This is a genomic window from Streptococcus suis S735 (assembly GCF_000294495.1).
Taxonomy (GTDB): Bacteria; Bacillota; Bacilli; order Lactobacillales; family Streptococcaceae; genus Streptococcus; species Streptococcus suis.
Genome location: NC_018526.1, coordinates 1,907,060 through 1,923,869 on the forward strand (window position 1 = coordinate 1,907,060; position 16,810 = coordinate 1,923,869).

The 16,810-nt window shown below is 42.6% G+C and carries 15 protein-coding genes; 6 read left to right on the plus strand and 9 right to left on the minus strand.

Features of this window, described 5'->3' with window-relative positions; translation table 11 throughout:
• Both YYK_RS10470 and nrdD read right to left on the minus strand, forming a co-directional pair.
• Nucleotides 1-135: a hypothetical protein gene (locus YYK_RS10470; RefSeq protein WP_002939130.1), complete on the minus strand. Its 135-nt coding sequence runs from the start codon at nucleotides 133-135 to the stop codon at nucleotides 1-3.
• Nucleotides 136-233: 98 nt separating this feature from the next.
• Complete coding sequence (gene nrdD, locus YYK_RS09390; RefSeq protein WP_012775396.1) at nucleotides 234-2,405, minus strand: anaerobic ribonucleoside-triphosphate reductase; 2,172 nt, start codon at nucleotides 2,403-2,405, stop codon at nucleotides 234-236.
• A gap of 383 nt (nucleotides 2,406-2,788) precedes the next feature.
• Here nrdD and YYK_RS09395 point away from each other — a divergent pair, with 383 nt between their 5' ends.
• Nucleotides 2,789-4,078 (plus strand): IS4 family transposase, encoded by a 1,290-nt coding sequence (locus YYK_RS09395; RefSeq protein ID WP_012775456.1) that lies wholly within the window; start codon nucleotides 2,789-2,791, stop codon nucleotides 4,076-4,078.
• Between the two features lie 114 nt (nucleotides 4,079-4,192).
• On the opposite strand, the gene YYK_RS09400 is transcribed toward YYK_RS09395, so the two are convergent.
• The 5 genes from YYK_RS09400 to argR form a co-directional block, all read right to left on the minus strand.
• Nucleotides 4,193-4,381, minus strand: coding sequence for a hypothetical protein (locus YYK_RS09400; protein ID WP_014636177.1), 189 nt, complete (start codon nucleotides 4,379-4,381; stop codon nucleotides 4,193-4,195).
• A 33-nt stretch (nucleotides 4,382-4,414) separates the two neighbouring features.
• Nucleotides 4,415-4,855 carry a DUF3021 domain-containing protein gene (locus YYK_RS09405; protein ID WP_012027998.1) on the minus strand — a complete coding sequence of 147 codons (441 nt, stop codon included), beginning with the start codon at nucleotides 4,853-4,855 and terminating at the stop codon, nucleotides 4,415-4,417.
• Nucleotides 4,852-5,295 (minus strand): LytTR family DNA-binding domain-containing protein, encoded by a 444-nt coding sequence (locus tag YYK_RS09410; protein WP_012027999.1) that lies wholly within the window; start codon nucleotides 5,293-5,295, stop codon nucleotides 4,852-4,854. The genes YYK_RS09405 and YYK_RS09410 overlap by 4 nt, the downstream gene beginning before the upstream one ends.
• A 131-nt stretch (nucleotides 5,296-5,426) precedes the next feature.
• A complete protein-coding gene (gene mutS, locus YYK_RS09415; RefSeq protein ID WP_012775399.1) occupies nucleotides 5,427-7,967 on the minus strand; it encodes a DNA mismatch repair protein MutS in 2,541 nt (846 codons plus the stop codon).
• Between the two features lie 14 nt (nucleotides 7,968-7,981).
• Complete coding sequence (argR, locus tag YYK_RS09420; protein WP_002937036.1) at nucleotides 7,982-8,422, minus strand: arginine repressor; 441 nt, start codon at nucleotides 8,420-8,422, stop codon at nucleotides 7,982-7,984.
• 106 nt (nucleotides 8,423-8,528) lie between these two features.
• Here argR and argS point away from each other — a divergent pair, with 106 nt between their 5' ends.
• Both argS and YYK_RS09430 read left to right on the plus strand, forming a co-directional pair.
• Nucleotides 8,529-10,217: an arginine--tRNA ligase gene (gene argS, locus YYK_RS09425; RefSeq protein WP_012028003.1), complete on the plus strand. Its 1,689-nt coding sequence runs from the start codon at nucleotides 8,529-8,531 to the stop codon at nucleotides 10,215-10,217.
• 179 nt (nucleotides 10,218-10,396) lie between these two features.
• Nucleotides 10,397-11,311: an SH3 domain-containing protein gene (locus YYK_RS09430; RefSeq protein ID WP_012775400.1), complete on the plus strand. Its 915-nt coding sequence runs from the start codon at nucleotides 10,397-10,399 to the stop codon at nucleotides 11,309-11,311.
• Between the two features lie 52 nt (nucleotides 11,312-11,363).
• On the opposite strand, the gene YYK_RS09435 is transcribed toward YYK_RS09430, so the two are convergent.
• Nucleotides 11,364-11,885 (minus strand): ABC transporter permease, encoded by a 522-nt coding sequence (locus YYK_RS09435; protein WP_012775401.1) that lies wholly within the window; start codon nucleotides 11,883-11,885, stop codon nucleotides 11,364-11,366.
• 111 nt (nucleotides 11,886-11,996) lie between these two features.
• Between YYK_RS09435 and YYK_RS09440 the strand changes: the two genes are divergently transcribed.
• On the plus strand, nucleotides 11,997-12,179 hold the full coding sequence (locus YYK_RS09440) for a hypothetical protein (RefSeq protein ID WP_002937045.1): 183 nt from the start codon (nucleotides 11,997-11,999) through the stop codon (nucleotides 12,177-12,179).
• A 42-nt stretch (nucleotides 12,180-12,221) separates the two neighbouring features.
• Here YYK_RS09440 and malQ read toward each other — a convergent pair whose 3' ends face one another.
• On the minus strand, nucleotides 12,222-13,739 hold the full coding sequence (malQ, locus tag YYK_RS09445) for a 4-alpha-glucanotransferase (protein WP_012028588.1): 1,518 nt from the start codon (nucleotides 13,737-13,739) through the stop codon (nucleotides 12,222-12,224).
• Nucleotides 13,740-14,041: 302 nt separating this feature from the next.
• Here malQ and YYK_RS09450 point away from each other — a divergent pair, with 302 nt between their 5' ends.
• Both YYK_RS09450 and YYK_RS09455 read left to right on the plus strand, forming a co-directional pair.
• Nucleotides 14,042-15,301 (plus strand): extracellular solute-binding protein, encoded by a 1,260-nt coding sequence (locus YYK_RS09450; RefSeq protein ID WP_002936107.1) that lies wholly within the window; start codon nucleotides 14,042-14,044, stop codon nucleotides 15,299-15,301.
• A 212-nt stretch (nucleotides 15,302-15,513) separates the two neighbouring features.
• Complete coding sequence (locus tag YYK_RS09455; protein ID WP_012028009.1) at nucleotides 15,514-16,809, plus strand: sugar ABC transporter permease; 1,296 nt, start codon at nucleotides 15,514-15,516, stop codon at nucleotides 16,807-16,809.
• The last annotated feature ends 1 nt before the right edge of the window (nucleotide 16,810 follow it).

The following is a 16,810-nucleotide window of genomic DNA, read 5'->3' on the forward strand; positions in this document are numbered from 1 at the left end:
CTATTTTTTCTTGTTTTTTGCTTGTTTGAGCAATTCCTGCACACGCGCTTTTTTATCCTGCTTCACATTAGAATTCTTCTCATGATAGCGTGTCACCAGGGCCTTGCCCTTATCGTCTAATTGATATTTTCCCATTCTTTTCACCTCATTTTCATTTTTGAACCTGTGTTCATTTATAACAAACTTCCACAGCTACCTGGAACTGTGGAAGTCCTATCTTGTTTATTTATGATTTACAAACTTGACCCGTTCATGTGTTTCACACGCGCTGAGATTTCCTTGTGACGGCCTTTTACCATCGGACGGGCCTGCGGATTTCCTAGATATCCACAAGTTCGTTTAACAACATCCACCGACTTAGGATCGCTATTCCCGCAATTTGGGCACTTGAAACCACGCTCTGTTGGCTCAAAATCACCTTCAAAATCGCAGGCGTAACAATGGTCAATCGGAGTATTGGTTCCCAAGTAACCAACACGGTCATAGGCATAGTCCCAAACAGCTTCCAAAGCCTTTGGATTTTGTTGCAGTACAGGGTATTCACAGTAATGGATAAATCCACCACTAGCACCTACAGCAGGATAAATTTTCTCAAAATCCAGTTTTTCAAACGGTGTTGGATTTTTGCGTACATCATAGTGGAAACTATTAGTGTAATACTCTTTATCCGTAATGTCCTTAACGATGCCAAATTTCTCTGTATCCATACGGCAGAAGCGATCTGTCAGGCTTTCAGATGGTGTCGAATAAACTGAAAAATGATAACCATATTCATCCGACCAATCTTCAACCAAGGCTTTCATTTTCTTGATAATATCCACCGTGAAATCTTTTGCCTCTGGGTTGGTCTCCCATTCGCCACCGTAAAATACGGTTGCGACTTCATACAAACCAATGTACCCCAAAGATACGGTTGCTCGACGATTTTTAAAGACTTCATCTACTGCATCTGTCTTAGCCAAACGTTTGCCGAATGCCCCATATTGATAGAGAATTGGAGCATTGGCCGGGGTTGCCTCCTTAACCCGCTCCACGCGGTAAACCAAGGCATCCTTGGCAATGGCCATACGTTCTGCAAAGATTTCCCAAAACTTATCCTTATCTCCAGCAGACTCCATGGCAATCCGTGGCAAATTGACGGTTACGACACCCAAGTTCATCCGACCAGATGTCACATCCTGTCCATTTTCATCCTTCCAACCTTGAAGGAAAGAGCGGCAACCCATTGGCACCTTGAAGGAACCTGTCAACTCAACAATCTTGTCATAAGAAAGCATATCTGGATACATACGCTTGGTTGCACATTCAATCGCCAATTGCTTGATGTCATAGTTTGGAGAATCTGACTCCAAGTTCAAGCCACGCTTAACTGTGAAAATCAACTTAGGAAAGATAGCTGTCCGCCCTTCGCGCCCCAGACCCTTGATACGAATGTTCAAAATCGCTTTTTGAATTTCTCGCTCAAACCATGATGTCCCTAGGCCAAAACCGAGTGAGGTGAAGGGTGTTTGTCCATTGGAAGTAAAAAGGGTGTTGATTTCATACTCCAAAGACTGCATAGCGTCATAGATGTCTTTTTGCGTTTTAGCACGCGCATATTCTTCTTGCTTGTCTGCTAACACCCAATCCTCGGCGTCTTTCAAATGCTTTTGGTAGTTAAGTTCCGCATAGGGCGCCAAAACTTCATCGATACGGTCAGCTGAGCAGCCACCATATTGACTTGAGGCCACATTAGCAATGATTTGTGAAATCTGAGCCGTAGCAGTTTGAATTGATTTTGGACTTTCTACATCGGCATTTCCTATCTTGAAGCCCTGTGCCAACATCCCTTTAAAATCAATCAAACAACAGTTGGTCATTGGTGTATAAGGGCTGTAATCCAAATCATGGTAATGAATATCGCCTTTTTGGTGGGCATTGGCCACATGAGCTGGTAATAATTTGAGACCGATAGACTTTCCGACAATACCTGCTGTCAGGTCCCGTTGCGTATTGAACACATCCGCATCCTTATTAGCGTTTTCATTGACCACAGACTGGTCCTTGCTCAACAGCTTATGAATTTCAAAATTAATATCGGTAGCCTGATGACGGCGAAAATCACGGCGTGTTCGGTATTGAATATAAAGCTCCGCCAAATCATATAAATGAGCCTTTAACAATTCCTGTTCAACGACCGTTTGAATTTCGTAAATTTGAACATCTTTCTCAAATCGGCGACCAATTTCAGCCAAAACAGCTTCTAATACAATTTTTAAACCTGCCTCTGAAACAGGATGTTCTAATTCTTGGTTTGCCCGCTGAAGAGCAGAAAAAATCTTATCCTGGTCAAAGGATACTGTCCGTCCATCACGTTTCAAAACCAATAATTCTATACTCGGTAAGACATTTTCTTGCACATTCATCTGACAAACCTCCAAAATTCTTCACTTCTATTAGTGTAGCACTTCACAAAACAAAAATCAATATCTTGTGTAAAAAAATATTAAACAACCTATCCATGTACTATATATAGGTCTTAAAAATTCTATCAATTGGAAAACAACTGTGCCCAATTTCACCACTCGACAAGGATGAATTACTAGATTGAAATATGAAAACAGATTGGGCAAAGGTCTAACTTCTCTATCAGAAAACCTAAAAAACAGCCCTCTAACAGGGCTGGCTCTATGTATTGAAAATAGGCTAGGGCGGGTCACCCACCAATGTCATTAAGTTAACTAACCTATCACGTTTTGTGGTAGGTTAGTTTTTTCTATGGTACACTAAAAATAAAAGGGGAAAAGTCATGTTAGATCAGATTAAAGCTCACTTACTTGATAGTATTAACGACATCGTTTCCATCGCAAACCAGTTTGTGCTTCATCCTGAAAAAGATTTTAGTCGGAAAAGTCAGCTAACTATGGAAACCATGATTCAAGCTATACTGACCATGGGTGGTAATACCTTAGCCAAAGAGCTACTTGATTTAGATTTGCCCGTCTCTCAATCTGCCTTTGTCCAACGACGGTATCAGCTTAAACATCAAGCTTTTAAAGCCCTGTTTGCCAATATTACTTCTAAGATTCCAACATTTAAAGATCTCCCTATCTTGGCTGTTGATGGTAGTGATGTGGTTCTACCAAGAAATCGTTCTGATAAAACAACCACGTTCCAAACTGGACCACACCACACTCCTTACACTCTCATTCATATCAATGCTCTTTACAATCTTGAACAAGAGATTTATCATGACCTTCGAATTCAGAATAATCGGGAGGTTGATGAGCGTGCGGCTTTCATCGACATGATGGAGAGTTGCCCTTTTGAACAAGCTCTGGTGATAATGGATAGGGGGTATGAATCCTACAATGTCATGGCTCACTGCCAAGAAAGAAATTGGTCCTATATTATTCGTATTCGTGACGGGAATCATTCTATGAAATCAGGATTTAACCTCCCTGACACCCCTTGTTTTGATGAAGAGTTTGACCTAAACATCTGTCGCAAACAAACCAATGTCATGAAAGAACTGTATCGAGACTTCCCTAATCAGTATCATTTTTTACCTCATAATGCTTCCTTTGACCTTTTACCAAACTCTAGTCGAAAAAGTGATCCAATCAGTTTTTATGACCTTCATTTTCGGATGGTGCGTCTCGAAATCAAGCCAGGTTTCTTTGAGACTTTGGTGACAAATACGGATTATTCACCAGAAAAATTAAAAGATCTCTATGCCTACAGATGGGGCATAGAGACTAGTTTTCGTGACCTAAAATACAGTATCGGTCTGACTCATTTTCATGCAAAAAAGAAGGAAGGGATTCTCCAAGAAATCTACGCTCACTTTATCAATTTTAATGTTTGTAAATGGCTAACCTCACACGTTGCTATTAAACCATCAAAGTTAAAACAGGCTTATAAAATTTGTTTTTCAGACGCTGTTTATGCCTGTCGAAAATTTCTTAGAGAAGAACTCACTTCCTTCCAATTAGAAACCTACATTGCTAAGCATTTATCCATTATTCTACCCAATCGAACCTTCCAAAGAAAGATAAAAAGCAAGGCACCTGTAAGCTTTACTTATAGAATATCATAATAGTTAAAAAATTGGGTTAAAAATCTTCCTTTTTGTGCGCCCTAAATACAAAAACTATTCCCGTTTTGTCATCAATTGCTCAGACGGGAATAGTTTCTTTAGCTGCTTAAATGCTTAACTTAATGACATTGATTCTGACTCTTGTTTTCTGGTCCATAAAAAGTACAAATTGATGGCACAGGCCACTAAAATCACAGCAGGCCAAAGCAAATTTAACAAAGGAAGTTTACCGACATTGTAGGCAATATAGAGAGTATTCCACACTACCCCCAAGCTATAGACAATCGTCAAAATAATTTTCATAAGACACTCCAATTAAATGATAGTGCTATTATACTACAAACGACCATTGATGTCCTTAATCTGCCGTTCCATTTTCCGATAGTTTAGGAAAAATAGCAGAGCGTATACCAAGACAAAGATGAGCCAGAAAAAGAGAAGGGCCCCAAGTTTCACGGGAAACCAGCCAGCCAAAATGCCCAGCGGTGTAAAGCCTAAAACCGTGAAACCAAAATGCGTTGCCGTCATTCGTAAAAGGCTCCAATCCTGTTCAAAAATCTTGTCTGCCAGCTGAAACAAGATACCGATTGTCGCCCAAATGGCTACACAAATCAACATGACGGTTACTTGACTAAAGTTGCTCAGGTAGTAAGCACCCATGGTTGAAAAGGGATTTAGAGGAAGGTAGGTTCCCTGTCCGAAGACGGCTGATGTGATAATGGAGATAATGGTTCCGATGGCGATGCCTAAACTGGCTGATAAGATGTATTTTTTCATAGTCCTAACCTTTCTTTGATAACTTTTAGATAGCGACGGGAGGAGTAGGTGACCGAGCCATTCTTCATGACCAGTTTGACCAGACCGTTAGCAGTCAGTTTGAGGTGGTCCAGTTGCTTGATGTGAATGATTTCCGACTGAGAGATTTGTAAAAAGTTTGCCGGCAAGTCCTCCTTAACCTGATACAAGCGTAGGTTGGAAGTATAGGTAGTTTCTACTGTTTCCACCTGTAAAACCCTATCTTCCAAGTAGAGTCTGACAATCTCATCATGTTCCACAAGATAGACCTGCTCCCCTTTTTTAACAGTTAGACTGGATCTCTGCTTATCCAAGTTTTGAATATAGGTCACCAAGTTAGTAATTTGCTCAGACATAGCTTGAGCTTCAATAGTCACCAAATCTTCCAAAATCTCTGATGATATGGCTAGTTTTACTTTCATATTCTCTCCTTTCTCTTTCTGACCCTATTAAACACCATTTCTTTACTGGTTTCAAGGGCTTTTGGCTATGTGGTCATTTTCCAGCACTAAACGGCAAAAAAGCCAGAACAACTGTCCTGACTTTCATTGTCTTATATTTTTTTCTTCAACTCCGCCACCGCCATCATGACTTCCATAGGGGTCATATTGTAGATGTCTAGTTTTTCCAGTTCATCAAGTACTGGGTGAGAAGGCGTGTCTGCGAAGAGATCAAGTTGACCTGACGGTTCTTCCACTACTGACGGAGCTGGGTGAGTTGGTGCAGTAGGGGCTTGGTTTTCAAGCGTCTGCAAAATCCGATCTGCCCGCTGCAATAGTTCCTCTGGCATTCCCGCAATCTTAGCCACATGAATCCCGTAGGACTTGTCAGCTGGACCTTGGGCAATCTTGTGGAGGAAGGTGACTTGGCCGTCCTTCTCCAAGGTCGATACATGGACATTCTCTAAGTGTTCCAAGGTCTGGCTAAGGTCTGTCAACTCATGGTAGTGGGTGGCAAAGAGAGTCTTGGCACCAATCTTGTCATGGATGTACTCGATGATAGACTGGGCCAGGGCCATACCGTCATAGGTGGCCGTTCCCCGTCCCAACTCATCAAAGAGGATGAGCGACCGATCTGTCGCCAGACGGACCGCCTTATTGGCCTCCATCATTTCGACCATGAAGGTCGATTGACCACTAACCAAGTCGTCTGCCGCCCCAATTCGGGTGAAAATAGCATCGAAAATCGGTAATTCAGCCTGATCCGCAGGCACATAGGAACCCATCTGCGCCATGATGACGATAACCGCCAACTGTCGCATATAGGTAGACTTACCACTCATGTTTGGACCAGTAATCAGTTGCATATGTGTATCGGTATTCAAGTGAATAGAGTTGGGAATGTAGGTCTGCTTGCCCATGACCTTCTCCACCACCGCATGACGACCACGGTCAATGGTCAGTTCTCTTTGATCTGTAAAGCGTGGACAAACCAAATGTTGCTGCTCCGCCACAACTGCAAAGGCCTGCAAAACATCGATGGTTGCAATGGTCCGAGCCAGCTTCTGCAAGCGACCTATATACTTCTCAACCTCTTGGCGAATCCGCATGAAAATCTCGTACTCCAAATTAGCAGACTTATCACGCGCCTCCAACATCTGCCCTTCAATCTTAGCCAACTCTTCCGTTCCATAGCGCTCCGAGTTTTTCAAGGTCGCCTTACGGAAAAAATGGTCCGGCACATTGCCCAGATTGGAATTGGTAACATGGAAATAGTAACCGTCTTTTTTATTGTAATCAATCTTAAGATTATTGATACCAGATGCTTCACGCTCCTTGGCCTCAATCTCCGCAATCCAACCCGCTCCCTCACGCATGACTAGACGATACTGATCCAGCGTTTCGTCAAAGCCTGTACGGATGATGTTTCCATCTGTGATGGTCCCTTGGGCTTCTGGGTCAATAGCAGAGCTGATGAGAGCGTGCAGTTCTGGGATTGGGTCCAATCCAGCCACCAAATTGCCTAGAGCAGGCTCATTGATTTGTTGCAAGATATTCTTGATTGCTGGGATATTTCCCAAAGTCTGGGAGAGCTGCAAGAGATCCTTGGGCATGGTTTTTCCAAAAGACACCCGGCTGGCCAAACGTTCGATGTCATAGACACCTTTTAAAGCCTCGACCAAGTCACTCCGTTCAAAGAAGTAATCCAGAAAAACCTGAACGACAGCCTGACGATTCTCAATCCGCTTAAGATCAATCAAGGGACGATCAATCCATGTCCGCAATAGTCGCATACCCATGGCTGTCTTAGTTTCGTCTAGCAACCAGTACAAACTACCATGCTTCTTGCCTGTCCGACCGTTTTCAAGCAGGTCCAGACTGGACTTGGTTGCATAGTCCATTTGCAGATAGTCCTTGATTTCATAGTGGACCACCTTTTGCAAGTGGCTCAGATCTCGCATCTGAGTCCGATGTAGGTAGCTGAGGAGTTTACCTGCCGCAGCCTTTTCCAAGTCTGTCAAGGAGTTGTCAATCAGCTGGACATCTTCCGTCACCTCATCCTCAAAAGAGAGCAGGAGGTTCATCTGGTTCGAAAAGACCTGCTCTTCTTCCTCAGATAAAGCATAGCCGATGACCAATTCACGTGCCCGTAAATTGCGGATCTCACCGCAAAGACTAGTAAAATCATCCAAACTAGTCACAAAAAACTGACCTGTTGACACATCCATATAAGAAAGCGCGAACTGTACTCCCTGACGGTCAATCGCAACCAAATAGTTACTGTCTGCTCCCATTTTGGACGAGTCTGTTACCGTACCAGGAGTAATGACCTGCACTACTTCCCGCTTGACCACGCCGACTGCCTGCTTAGGATCTTCCATCTGCTCGGCAATTGCGACCTTGTGCCCCAATTCAACAAGTGTGTCGATATACTGTTGTGCCGCGTGATACGGTACCCCCGCCATGGGAATCGGATTTTCCGCATTCTTATTCCGACTGGTCAAGGACAATTCCAAAATCTGTGCCGCTTCTACCGCATCTTCATAAAATAATTCATAAAAGTCTCCCATACGGAAAAGCAAAAAAGCATCTGGATACTGTGCTTTTATATCCAGATACTGCTGCATTCCCGGAGAAATTTTTTCTGTTGCCATCATCTCTCCTTGTTCTAATTCAAATAGTAGTTAATCTCCGCTTCAACTTGCTGAGCCGCTACATCATCTCGACAAATAACTAAAAGTGTATTAGCTCCCGCCAGCGTTCCCAAAATAGTCTCTGGCTTTTCTGCATCAATGATATTGGCCATCAAGGCCGCTTCTCCCAGTTCTGAATGAAGGACCAGAATAAAACTAGCCCTATCTACTTTATACGCATATTGTGCCAATAATTGGATAAAATTCACGCGCTCTTCTTCGATAGCTAAGGAATAAAATGAACGCCCGTTTTCATGAATTTTTATCACTCCCAACTCACGTAAATCACGAGACAAGGTTGTCTGGGTTACCACTACCCCTCGAGCCTCTAAACCTTGCTGAATATCCGTTTGTCGCCCTATTTTTTCTTGACGAATCATGGCCTTTATTAAATCATGTCGTCCTGCTTTATTCATCATTTTACCTCAAAATGTATATTTATAGAAATATTATAACACTTTTCCCCGCTATTAGCCTAGAAATGTGTTAAAATAGAATCAATAACTTTGGAGGAAATCCTATATGAATCAAAAACAAGTGATTGCAGAAAGATTGGCTGCCATCCTTCCGAGTTTGGAAGTGGAAGCTATCTACAATCTGCTAGAAAAACCAAAATCATCAGAAATGGGCGATATTGCCTTCCCAGCCTTCTCACTTGCTAAAGTGGAACGCAAGGCTCCACAGGCTATCGCAGCGGACATCGTTGAAAAACTCGATACAACTGGCTTTGAGAACGTTGTTGCAACTGGTCCTTACGTCAACTTCTTCTTGGACAAGGCTGCGATTTCCCACCAAGTCTTGACAGATGTTATTACTGAAAAAGACCAATACGGTAAACTCAACATTGGTCAAGGACGCAATGTAACCATCGACATGTCTAGTCCAAACATTGCTAAACCATTCTCAGTTGGACATTTACGCTCAACCGTTATCGGCGATGCCCTTGCCAACATCCACGAAAAACTAGGCTACAAGCCAATCCGTATCAACCACTTGGGTGACTGGGGCAAACAATTTGGCATGTTGATTGTTGCCTACAAACTCTGGGGTGACAAGGCTGCGGTCGAAGCTGACCCAATCTCAGAACTTCTTAAACTCTATGTCCGTATCAATGCTGAGGCAGAAGAAAAACCTGAGTTGGACGACGAAGCACGCCAATGGTTCAAAAAATTGGAAGACGGCGACCCAGAAGCGCATGAATTGTGGCAATGGTTCCGTGATGAGAGCTTGGTCGAATTTAACCGCATCTACGACAAACTTGATGTAACATTCGACAGCTATAACGGCGAAGCCTTCTACAACGATAAGATGGACGAAGGTATCCAAATCTTAGAAGAAAAAGGACTTCTTCAAGAGTCTAAAGGTGCCAAAATCGTTGACCTTGAAAGCTACAATCTTCCACCAGCCCTTATCATGAAGACAGATGGCGCTACCCTCTACATCACGCGCGATATGGCAACAGCTATGTACCGCAAGCGCACCTATGACTTCGTGAAAAGCATCTATGTCGTTGGTCAGGAGCAAATCAACCACTTCAAGCAACTCAAAGCCGTTTTGAAGGAAATGGATTTCGACTGGAGCGACGATATGACCCATATCACCTTCGGTCTAGTGACCAAGGACAAGAAAAAGCTCTCTACTCGTAAAGGAAACATCATCCTGCTCGAGCCAACTCTAGACGAAGCTATTTCACGCGCCCTTACTCAAATTGAAGCTAAAAACCCTGACCTTGAAAACAAGGAAGAAGTGGCACACGCAGTTGGTGTCGGCGCTGTGAAGTTCTACGACCTCAAAACCGACCGTGACAACGGCTACGACTTCGACTTGGAAGCTATGGTTTCCTTCGAGGGTGAAACAGGTCCTTATGTACAATACGCATACGCCCGCATCCAGTCTATCCTACGCAAGGCAAACTTTGTACCAAACGCAGAAAATGACTACAAACTGGCTGACACAGAAAGCTGGGAAATCATCAAGCACATCCAAAACTTCTCAGCTGTTGTAGAACGTGCCGGAGACAAATTTGACCCATCACTTATTGCCAAATACGCTATCAACCTAGCTCAAGCCTTCAACAAATACTACGCCCACACGCGTATCTTGGATGAAAGTCCAGAGCGTGACAGCCGCTTGGCACTTGCCTACGCAACAGGACTTGTCCTCAAAGAAGCTCTGCGTCTTCTCGGCGTAAAAGCACCAGAAAAAATGTAATCAAAGCCTTCGGCCATCAGCCGAGGCTTTTTTTCTACCACATTGCCTACTCTCGTTTCCGATTCCTTATCACAACAACTCCTTCTCCCAAATGAAAATCAAAAAGATTCATTTCAATTACGAATATATAGATGGGAGGTACACGTGATACCTCTACATCTACTACACAAGGAGAAATAATGAAAACATTCTTGAGAAGAAAAGGAATCGCCTGTCAGCTTCTAGCCGCCATTTTTATTGTCGGTATCAATTTACAATCCCCACCTTCAGCCTCAGCCAATGCAAGAGGAGATGACTATCCCTACACAGCAGTTGATGCAGTCGATCCATGGAGACTCTACACACGCCAGTGCACCTCCTTTGTAGCCTTTCGACTTAGCACAGTTAACGGTTTTACATTGCCACCTGCCTATGGTGATGCCAATGTTTGGGGCCATCGTGCCAAACAAGAAGGTTATCAAGTTAATATGACACCTGCTGTCGGAGCCGTTGCCTGGTGGGAAACTCCCATGCATGTCGCATGGGTTTCTGCAGTAAATGGAGATACCGTAGAGATTGAGGAATACAACTACGGTGTTCGCTATACCTACGGAAGGCGAGTTATCCCCAAAAATGCCGTTAGCGGCTACATTCATTTTAAAAACCTCGGAGCGGGAACAACCAACTCTCAACCCGCCTTAGCCCCAAGCGGCACCTATACCTTTACCAGCCAACTGGCCATCAAATCTCAAGCTAGTCTATCTAGCCCTACCCTCGATTACTATTATGCTGGCGAAAGCGTCCGCTACGACAAGGTTCTTGAAGACGACGGACAACGCTGGATTAGCTATATCAGCTATTCTGGAGCTCGGCGCTATATCGCCATCCAGCCTACCATTACTCAATCTACAAACAACAGCCTACCAGCATCAGGTAGCTACACCATCCAGTCCTACTCTAGTGTCCGCAACAATCCAAGTCTGTCCAGTCCTGAAATCACCTTCTACGGAGCTGGCTCAGTCGTTCGCTATGATAAAGTTATTACTGCCGAAGGTCGCACATGGATTAGCTATATCAGTTACTCAGGTGCTCGACGCTACATCGCCATCTCCTAATCACAAAAAATACAATATTTAAAAGCACAATCTTTTAGACTGTGCTTTTTCATTAAATATCTGTCGAATTAATAGCTGTGCTCGGTTTTTCTTTCGGTTTACGCAGATGGAAGAAGACGGTCACACCAAAGTAAATGGCAAATAGGACAATGTTAAGGATGTAAGCCCCTAGCATACCTGCTGCTGTCACATCACGCAAGGCTGCATCTGAGTAGAGGTTGGCAATCCCCTTACCTGCTAGGTAGCTATAGGTATTCAGCAGTAAGGTCGAAAATAGATAGCCGATGTAAAGATAAGAAGCCAGCTCATTTTTCTTCATGAATAAGAAGACAATGACCGCAATCAAAAGACCAAACATGACCAGGGCTGCTGTCTTTTGAATGATACCCGTCTGGAGATTGGCTGTTTCTCTCGAAACAAGAATCAATTCTTCTACATCAATCCCAACAACTCCCTGCACAGACGTACGAAGTCGCTCCTCATTAAAAGTCGACACAAAGGCACTAAACAGCCTTAAAATACTGGCAATACTGGATAGTATCACAAAAATATACAAATGAATCGGTCTTTTCATAATAGCCTCCTTTTTTCTATATTTTATACTCATATTTTTATATTGTCAATCATATATTTCATTTGACTGCAAATATAATTTTGTTATACTAAGTTCAAAGGAGGAAAACTCATGAAGAAATTGCCCACCTATATCGGAGTGATTATTTTTGTAGTCACTCTACTGATTAACTGGTTATTGCCAAGTCTTGCTAAAGTGCTGAATACATTTTTCATTTGGACTATCGTAGCCTGCCTACTCTACACCATCTACTACTGGATTCGCTACTGGCTCTATGTCCGACAACAGAGATAACAAAGACTCCTCTAAGTTAGCTGCTTAGAGGAGTTCATTTTATTATGACTTTTCATCAACCAAATGCACATTAACCCGACGATAAGTTTCTGTAAGGTCTAGCAATTCCGCTTCAATCTCTGGTGTCAATTGATCTGCCGTCATTCTCCAAGTCCAGTTACCACCAAGCGTATTTGGCAAGTTCATGCGAGCTGAACCATCCAAACCAAGTAGGTCCTGCATAGTAGCCACCGCCATAAAGGCAGGTGAACCAAAGAGCAGACGGAAAAGAGCATGACTGACCGTTTCCCCCTCACGACGATTGCTGTACTTATCTAAGAATGCACGCGATTCTTTCGTTGTTTCATTTTCGTACCAGCCAAGAATCGTATCATTGTCATGGGTTCCCGTATATGCCACCACATTATTAGGATGGTTATGTGGCATTTCAATGCTGTCTCCTTCTGGATCAAAAGCAAACTGCAGGACTTTCATACCAGGAAAACCTGTCGTATCACGTAATTGGATGACCTTGTCTGTCACAGAGCCCAAATCCTCAGCTATGATATTTAAGTCTCCGAGTTCACGTTTGATTGTATCAAATAACTCAAAACCTGGTGCTTCGACACGATAGCCATTTACAGCTGTTTCTTCACCCGCTGGAATTTCCCAGAAGGAGGCAAAGCCGATAAAGTGGTCGATACGTACCATATCGTATATCTTAAAGGATTCACGTAAACGAGCAACCCACCAAGTAAATCCGTCATGCTTCATCGCTTCCCAATCATAAATCGGATTGCCCCAAAGCTGACCAATTTCCGAAAAGGCATCTGGTGGGCATCCTGCAACCACACTCGGCTTGCCTTCTTCATCCGTTTTAAAGAAATGTGGATTAGCCCACATATCGGCAGAATCAGCCGCGATATAAATCGGCATATCCCCAACAAACTCAACACCTTTGGCATTGGCATAAGCCTTTAAAGCCTTCCATTGTGAAAAGAATAAATATTGTGTAATGCGGTGATAATCAATTCGATCTGCCAACAAGTGACGATAATATTCCAAGGTATCGTGGTAACGTAAGCGCGCCCCTTGATCTTCCCACTCTGTCCAAGGTTTGAGATCAAAATGCTCTTTTATAGCCATATACTCCGCAAAGGTATGAATCCAAAAGTCATTCTCCCCTAAGAACATCCAATAATCTTCTGGCAAGCCTTGTGCCTTCATGTTGGCAACTACCTTCTCCAGTAATGGACGTCGAGCATAAAAAATGGCTGCGTAATCTACCTCTGTAGGATTCTGCCCAAAGTCAACACCGTGTAAATCCTCTGCTGCCAGCCAGCCTTTATCAATCAATATATCAAAATCAATAAAATGAGTATTCCCTGCAAAAGCTGAAAATGACTGGTAAGGAGAATCTCCATAACTGGTTGTTCCCAAAGGTAAGATTTGCCAATAGCGTTGCTTAGTTCTTACCAAAAAATCAACAAATTCATAAGCCGATTGGCCCATGGAACCAATTCCATATTTCCCAGGTAATGATGAAATGTGCATCAGCACACCACTCTGTCTTACTTTCATAAGTTCTCCTATCTAATCCGCTTGCACAACGCAAACGTTTTCTCTTTTTTATTATATACTGAAAACGGTAACAAATCAAGAAATTTCCATTTAATTCTGTTAGTTCACATGCCATTCCATATTTCTTTTCATTAATATATGCAAAAAAATTCTTATATTTTTTTAAACTCAAAAAAATTTTTAAAAATTTTTATAAAAACGCTTGCAAACGGATTCAATCTAGTGTATAATGAAGTCAACTTAGGAAAACGTTTGCGCAAAGCAAGCGTCACACAAAACTATTTATCTTCGGAGGGAAGAAAATGAAACACAATCTCCTTAAGAGCGTTGCTCTTCTTGCTGCATCAACTGCTGTTTTAGCTGCATGCTCAAACTCAGGTTCATCAACAGAGGCATCTAAGTCTGCTGAAGGTAGCAAAGAATTGACTGTCTACGTTGACCAAGGTTATGAATCTTACATCAACGATGTCAAAGCTGGCTTCGAAAAAGAAAATGGTGTATCTGTTACCGTTAAAACTGGTGATGCTTTAACTGGTTTGGATAACTTATCGTTGGATAACCAATCTGGTTCAGCCCCAGACGTTATGATGGCACCATACGACCGTGTAGGTAGCCTTGGTTCTGAAGGTCAACTATCTGAATTGACTCTTGCAGATGATAGCAAAGCAGATGACACAACAACTGCTCTTGTAACAAACGGTGGTAAAGTTTACGGTTCACCTGCGGTTATCGAAACACTTGTTCTTTACTACAACAAAGACTTGTTGACTGAAGCTCCTAAGACATTTGCAGAACTTGAAACACTTGCTAAAGACAGCAAATACGCATTTGCTGGTGAAGAGGGTAAAACTTCAGCATTCCTAGCTGACTGGACGAATTTCTACTATACATACGGACTTCTTTCTGGTTACGGCGGCTATGTATTCGGTGAAAATGGTACAAATCCAAAAGACATCGGACTTGCTAATGAAGGTGCTATCAAAGCAATTGAATACGCTAAAACTTGGTACGAAAAATGGCCTCAAGGTCTTCAAGACGGTACTGCTGCAAACAACTTGATTAACACTCAATTTACAGACGGTAAAGCAGCTGCTATCATCGAAGGTCCTTGGAAAGCAGCTTCATATAAAGAAGCTGGTGTAAACTATGGTGTAGCAACAATACCAACTCTTGTAAACGGCAAAAACTACTCAGCATTCGGTGGTGGTAAAGCATGGGTTGTTCCAGCAGGCGCTAAAAACCAAGAAATGGCTCAAAAGTTTGTTGACTTCTTGACTGCTACAGACCAACAAAAAGCACTTTACGACGCTACAAACGAAGTTCCAGCTAACACTGAAGCTCGTGAATATGCTGTAAGCAAAAAAGACGAATTGACAACTGCAGTTATCAACCAGTTTGCTTCAGCTCAACCAATGCCAAACATCTCAGAAATGGGTTCAGTTTGGACACCAGCTGGTAACATGCTCTTCGAAGCTGCAAGTGGTTCAAAAGACGCTAAGACTGCTGCAACAGACGCTGTGAAAGCTATTGCAGACGAAATTGCTCAAAAACACAGCAACTAGTCAAGTTTAAAGTTGGACTGGGAGTTCTCTTCCCAGTCTACTTTATTACTTAACGATAAACTGAATAGATATAGTCTTTTAGTTTACTTTTAGTACGAGGCAATGAGCCGCAGGCATAACTGAAGTTAGGCAAGGCGAGTTAACGAAGTAATAAAAGAAAAACTAAATGACGATAACATCCACCGTCTATTCAGAAGCTATATAAGGAGACTATGACTATGAAACAAAATCCAGGTAAGGCACTCCTTTTGTCCCTGATCCCTGGTCTCGGACAAATCTACAATAAACAAAAAGCCAAAGGATACATCTTTTTAGGTGTTACGCTTGCCTTCCTTGTTTATTTTATTGCTATTGCAGCTGGTGAATTAGGCAACTTGATTACCCTCGGTAGTGTTCGTGGACAAGATAATTCGCTATTCATGCTGATTCGTGGTTCTTTCCACTTAATTATCACAGTTGTCTATCTCGCTTTCTATGCACTCAACCTAAAAGACGCACGTGATACCGCGAAACGATGGAATTCAAGGATGCCAGTGGCTACCACATTAAAAGAAATGGTAAAAGGTATCTATGAGAATGGTTTCCCATATCTCTTGATTATCCCATCATATATTGCGATGACCTTTGCTATCATCTTCCCAGTTGTCGTTACATTGTTTATCGCCTTTACAAACTACGACTTCAAACACCTGCCACCAAGCGCATTGTTGGATTGGATTGGTATTACCAACTTTACAAATATCTGGAAACTAAGCACATTCCGTACAGCATTTGGTTCTGTACTTGGCTGGACAATTATCTGGGCACTCTGCGCTTCAACAGCTCAAATTGTTATCGGTATCTTGACAGCCATCATCGCAAATCAGCCATTCATCAAAGGAAAACGCATCTTCGGTGTTATCTTCTTGCTCCCATGGGCTGTTCCTGCCTTCGTAACTATCTTGACTTTTAGTAACATGTTCAACGATAGTGTTGGTGCTATTAACACACAGGTATTGCCATTCCTGAGCAAATTCCTACCATTCATCGATAATTTCCTTATCCCTTGGAAGACCGACCCATTCTGGACTAAAGTTGCCCTCATTATGATGCAGGCTTGGCTTGGTTTCCCTTATATCTATGTTTTGACCCTGGGTATTTTGCAATCCATTCCAAACGACTTGTATGAAGCTGCTTACATTGATGGTGCAAGTGCCATTCAAAAATTCCGTAACATCACCCTTCCGATGATTTTAGCAGTAGCAGCTCCAACACTAATCAGTCAATACACCTTCAACTTCAACAACTTCTCTATCATCTACCTCTTCAACAATGGTGGTCCTGGTAGCGTCGGTGGTGGAGCGGGTTCAACTGACATCTTGATTTCATGGATTTATAAATTAACCACAGGTACATCACCTCAATACTCAATGGCGGCAGCAGTTACATTGATTATCTCAATGATTGTCATCAGTATTTCCATGATTGCCTTCAAAAAACTAAATGCTTTTGAAATGGAGGATGTATAAG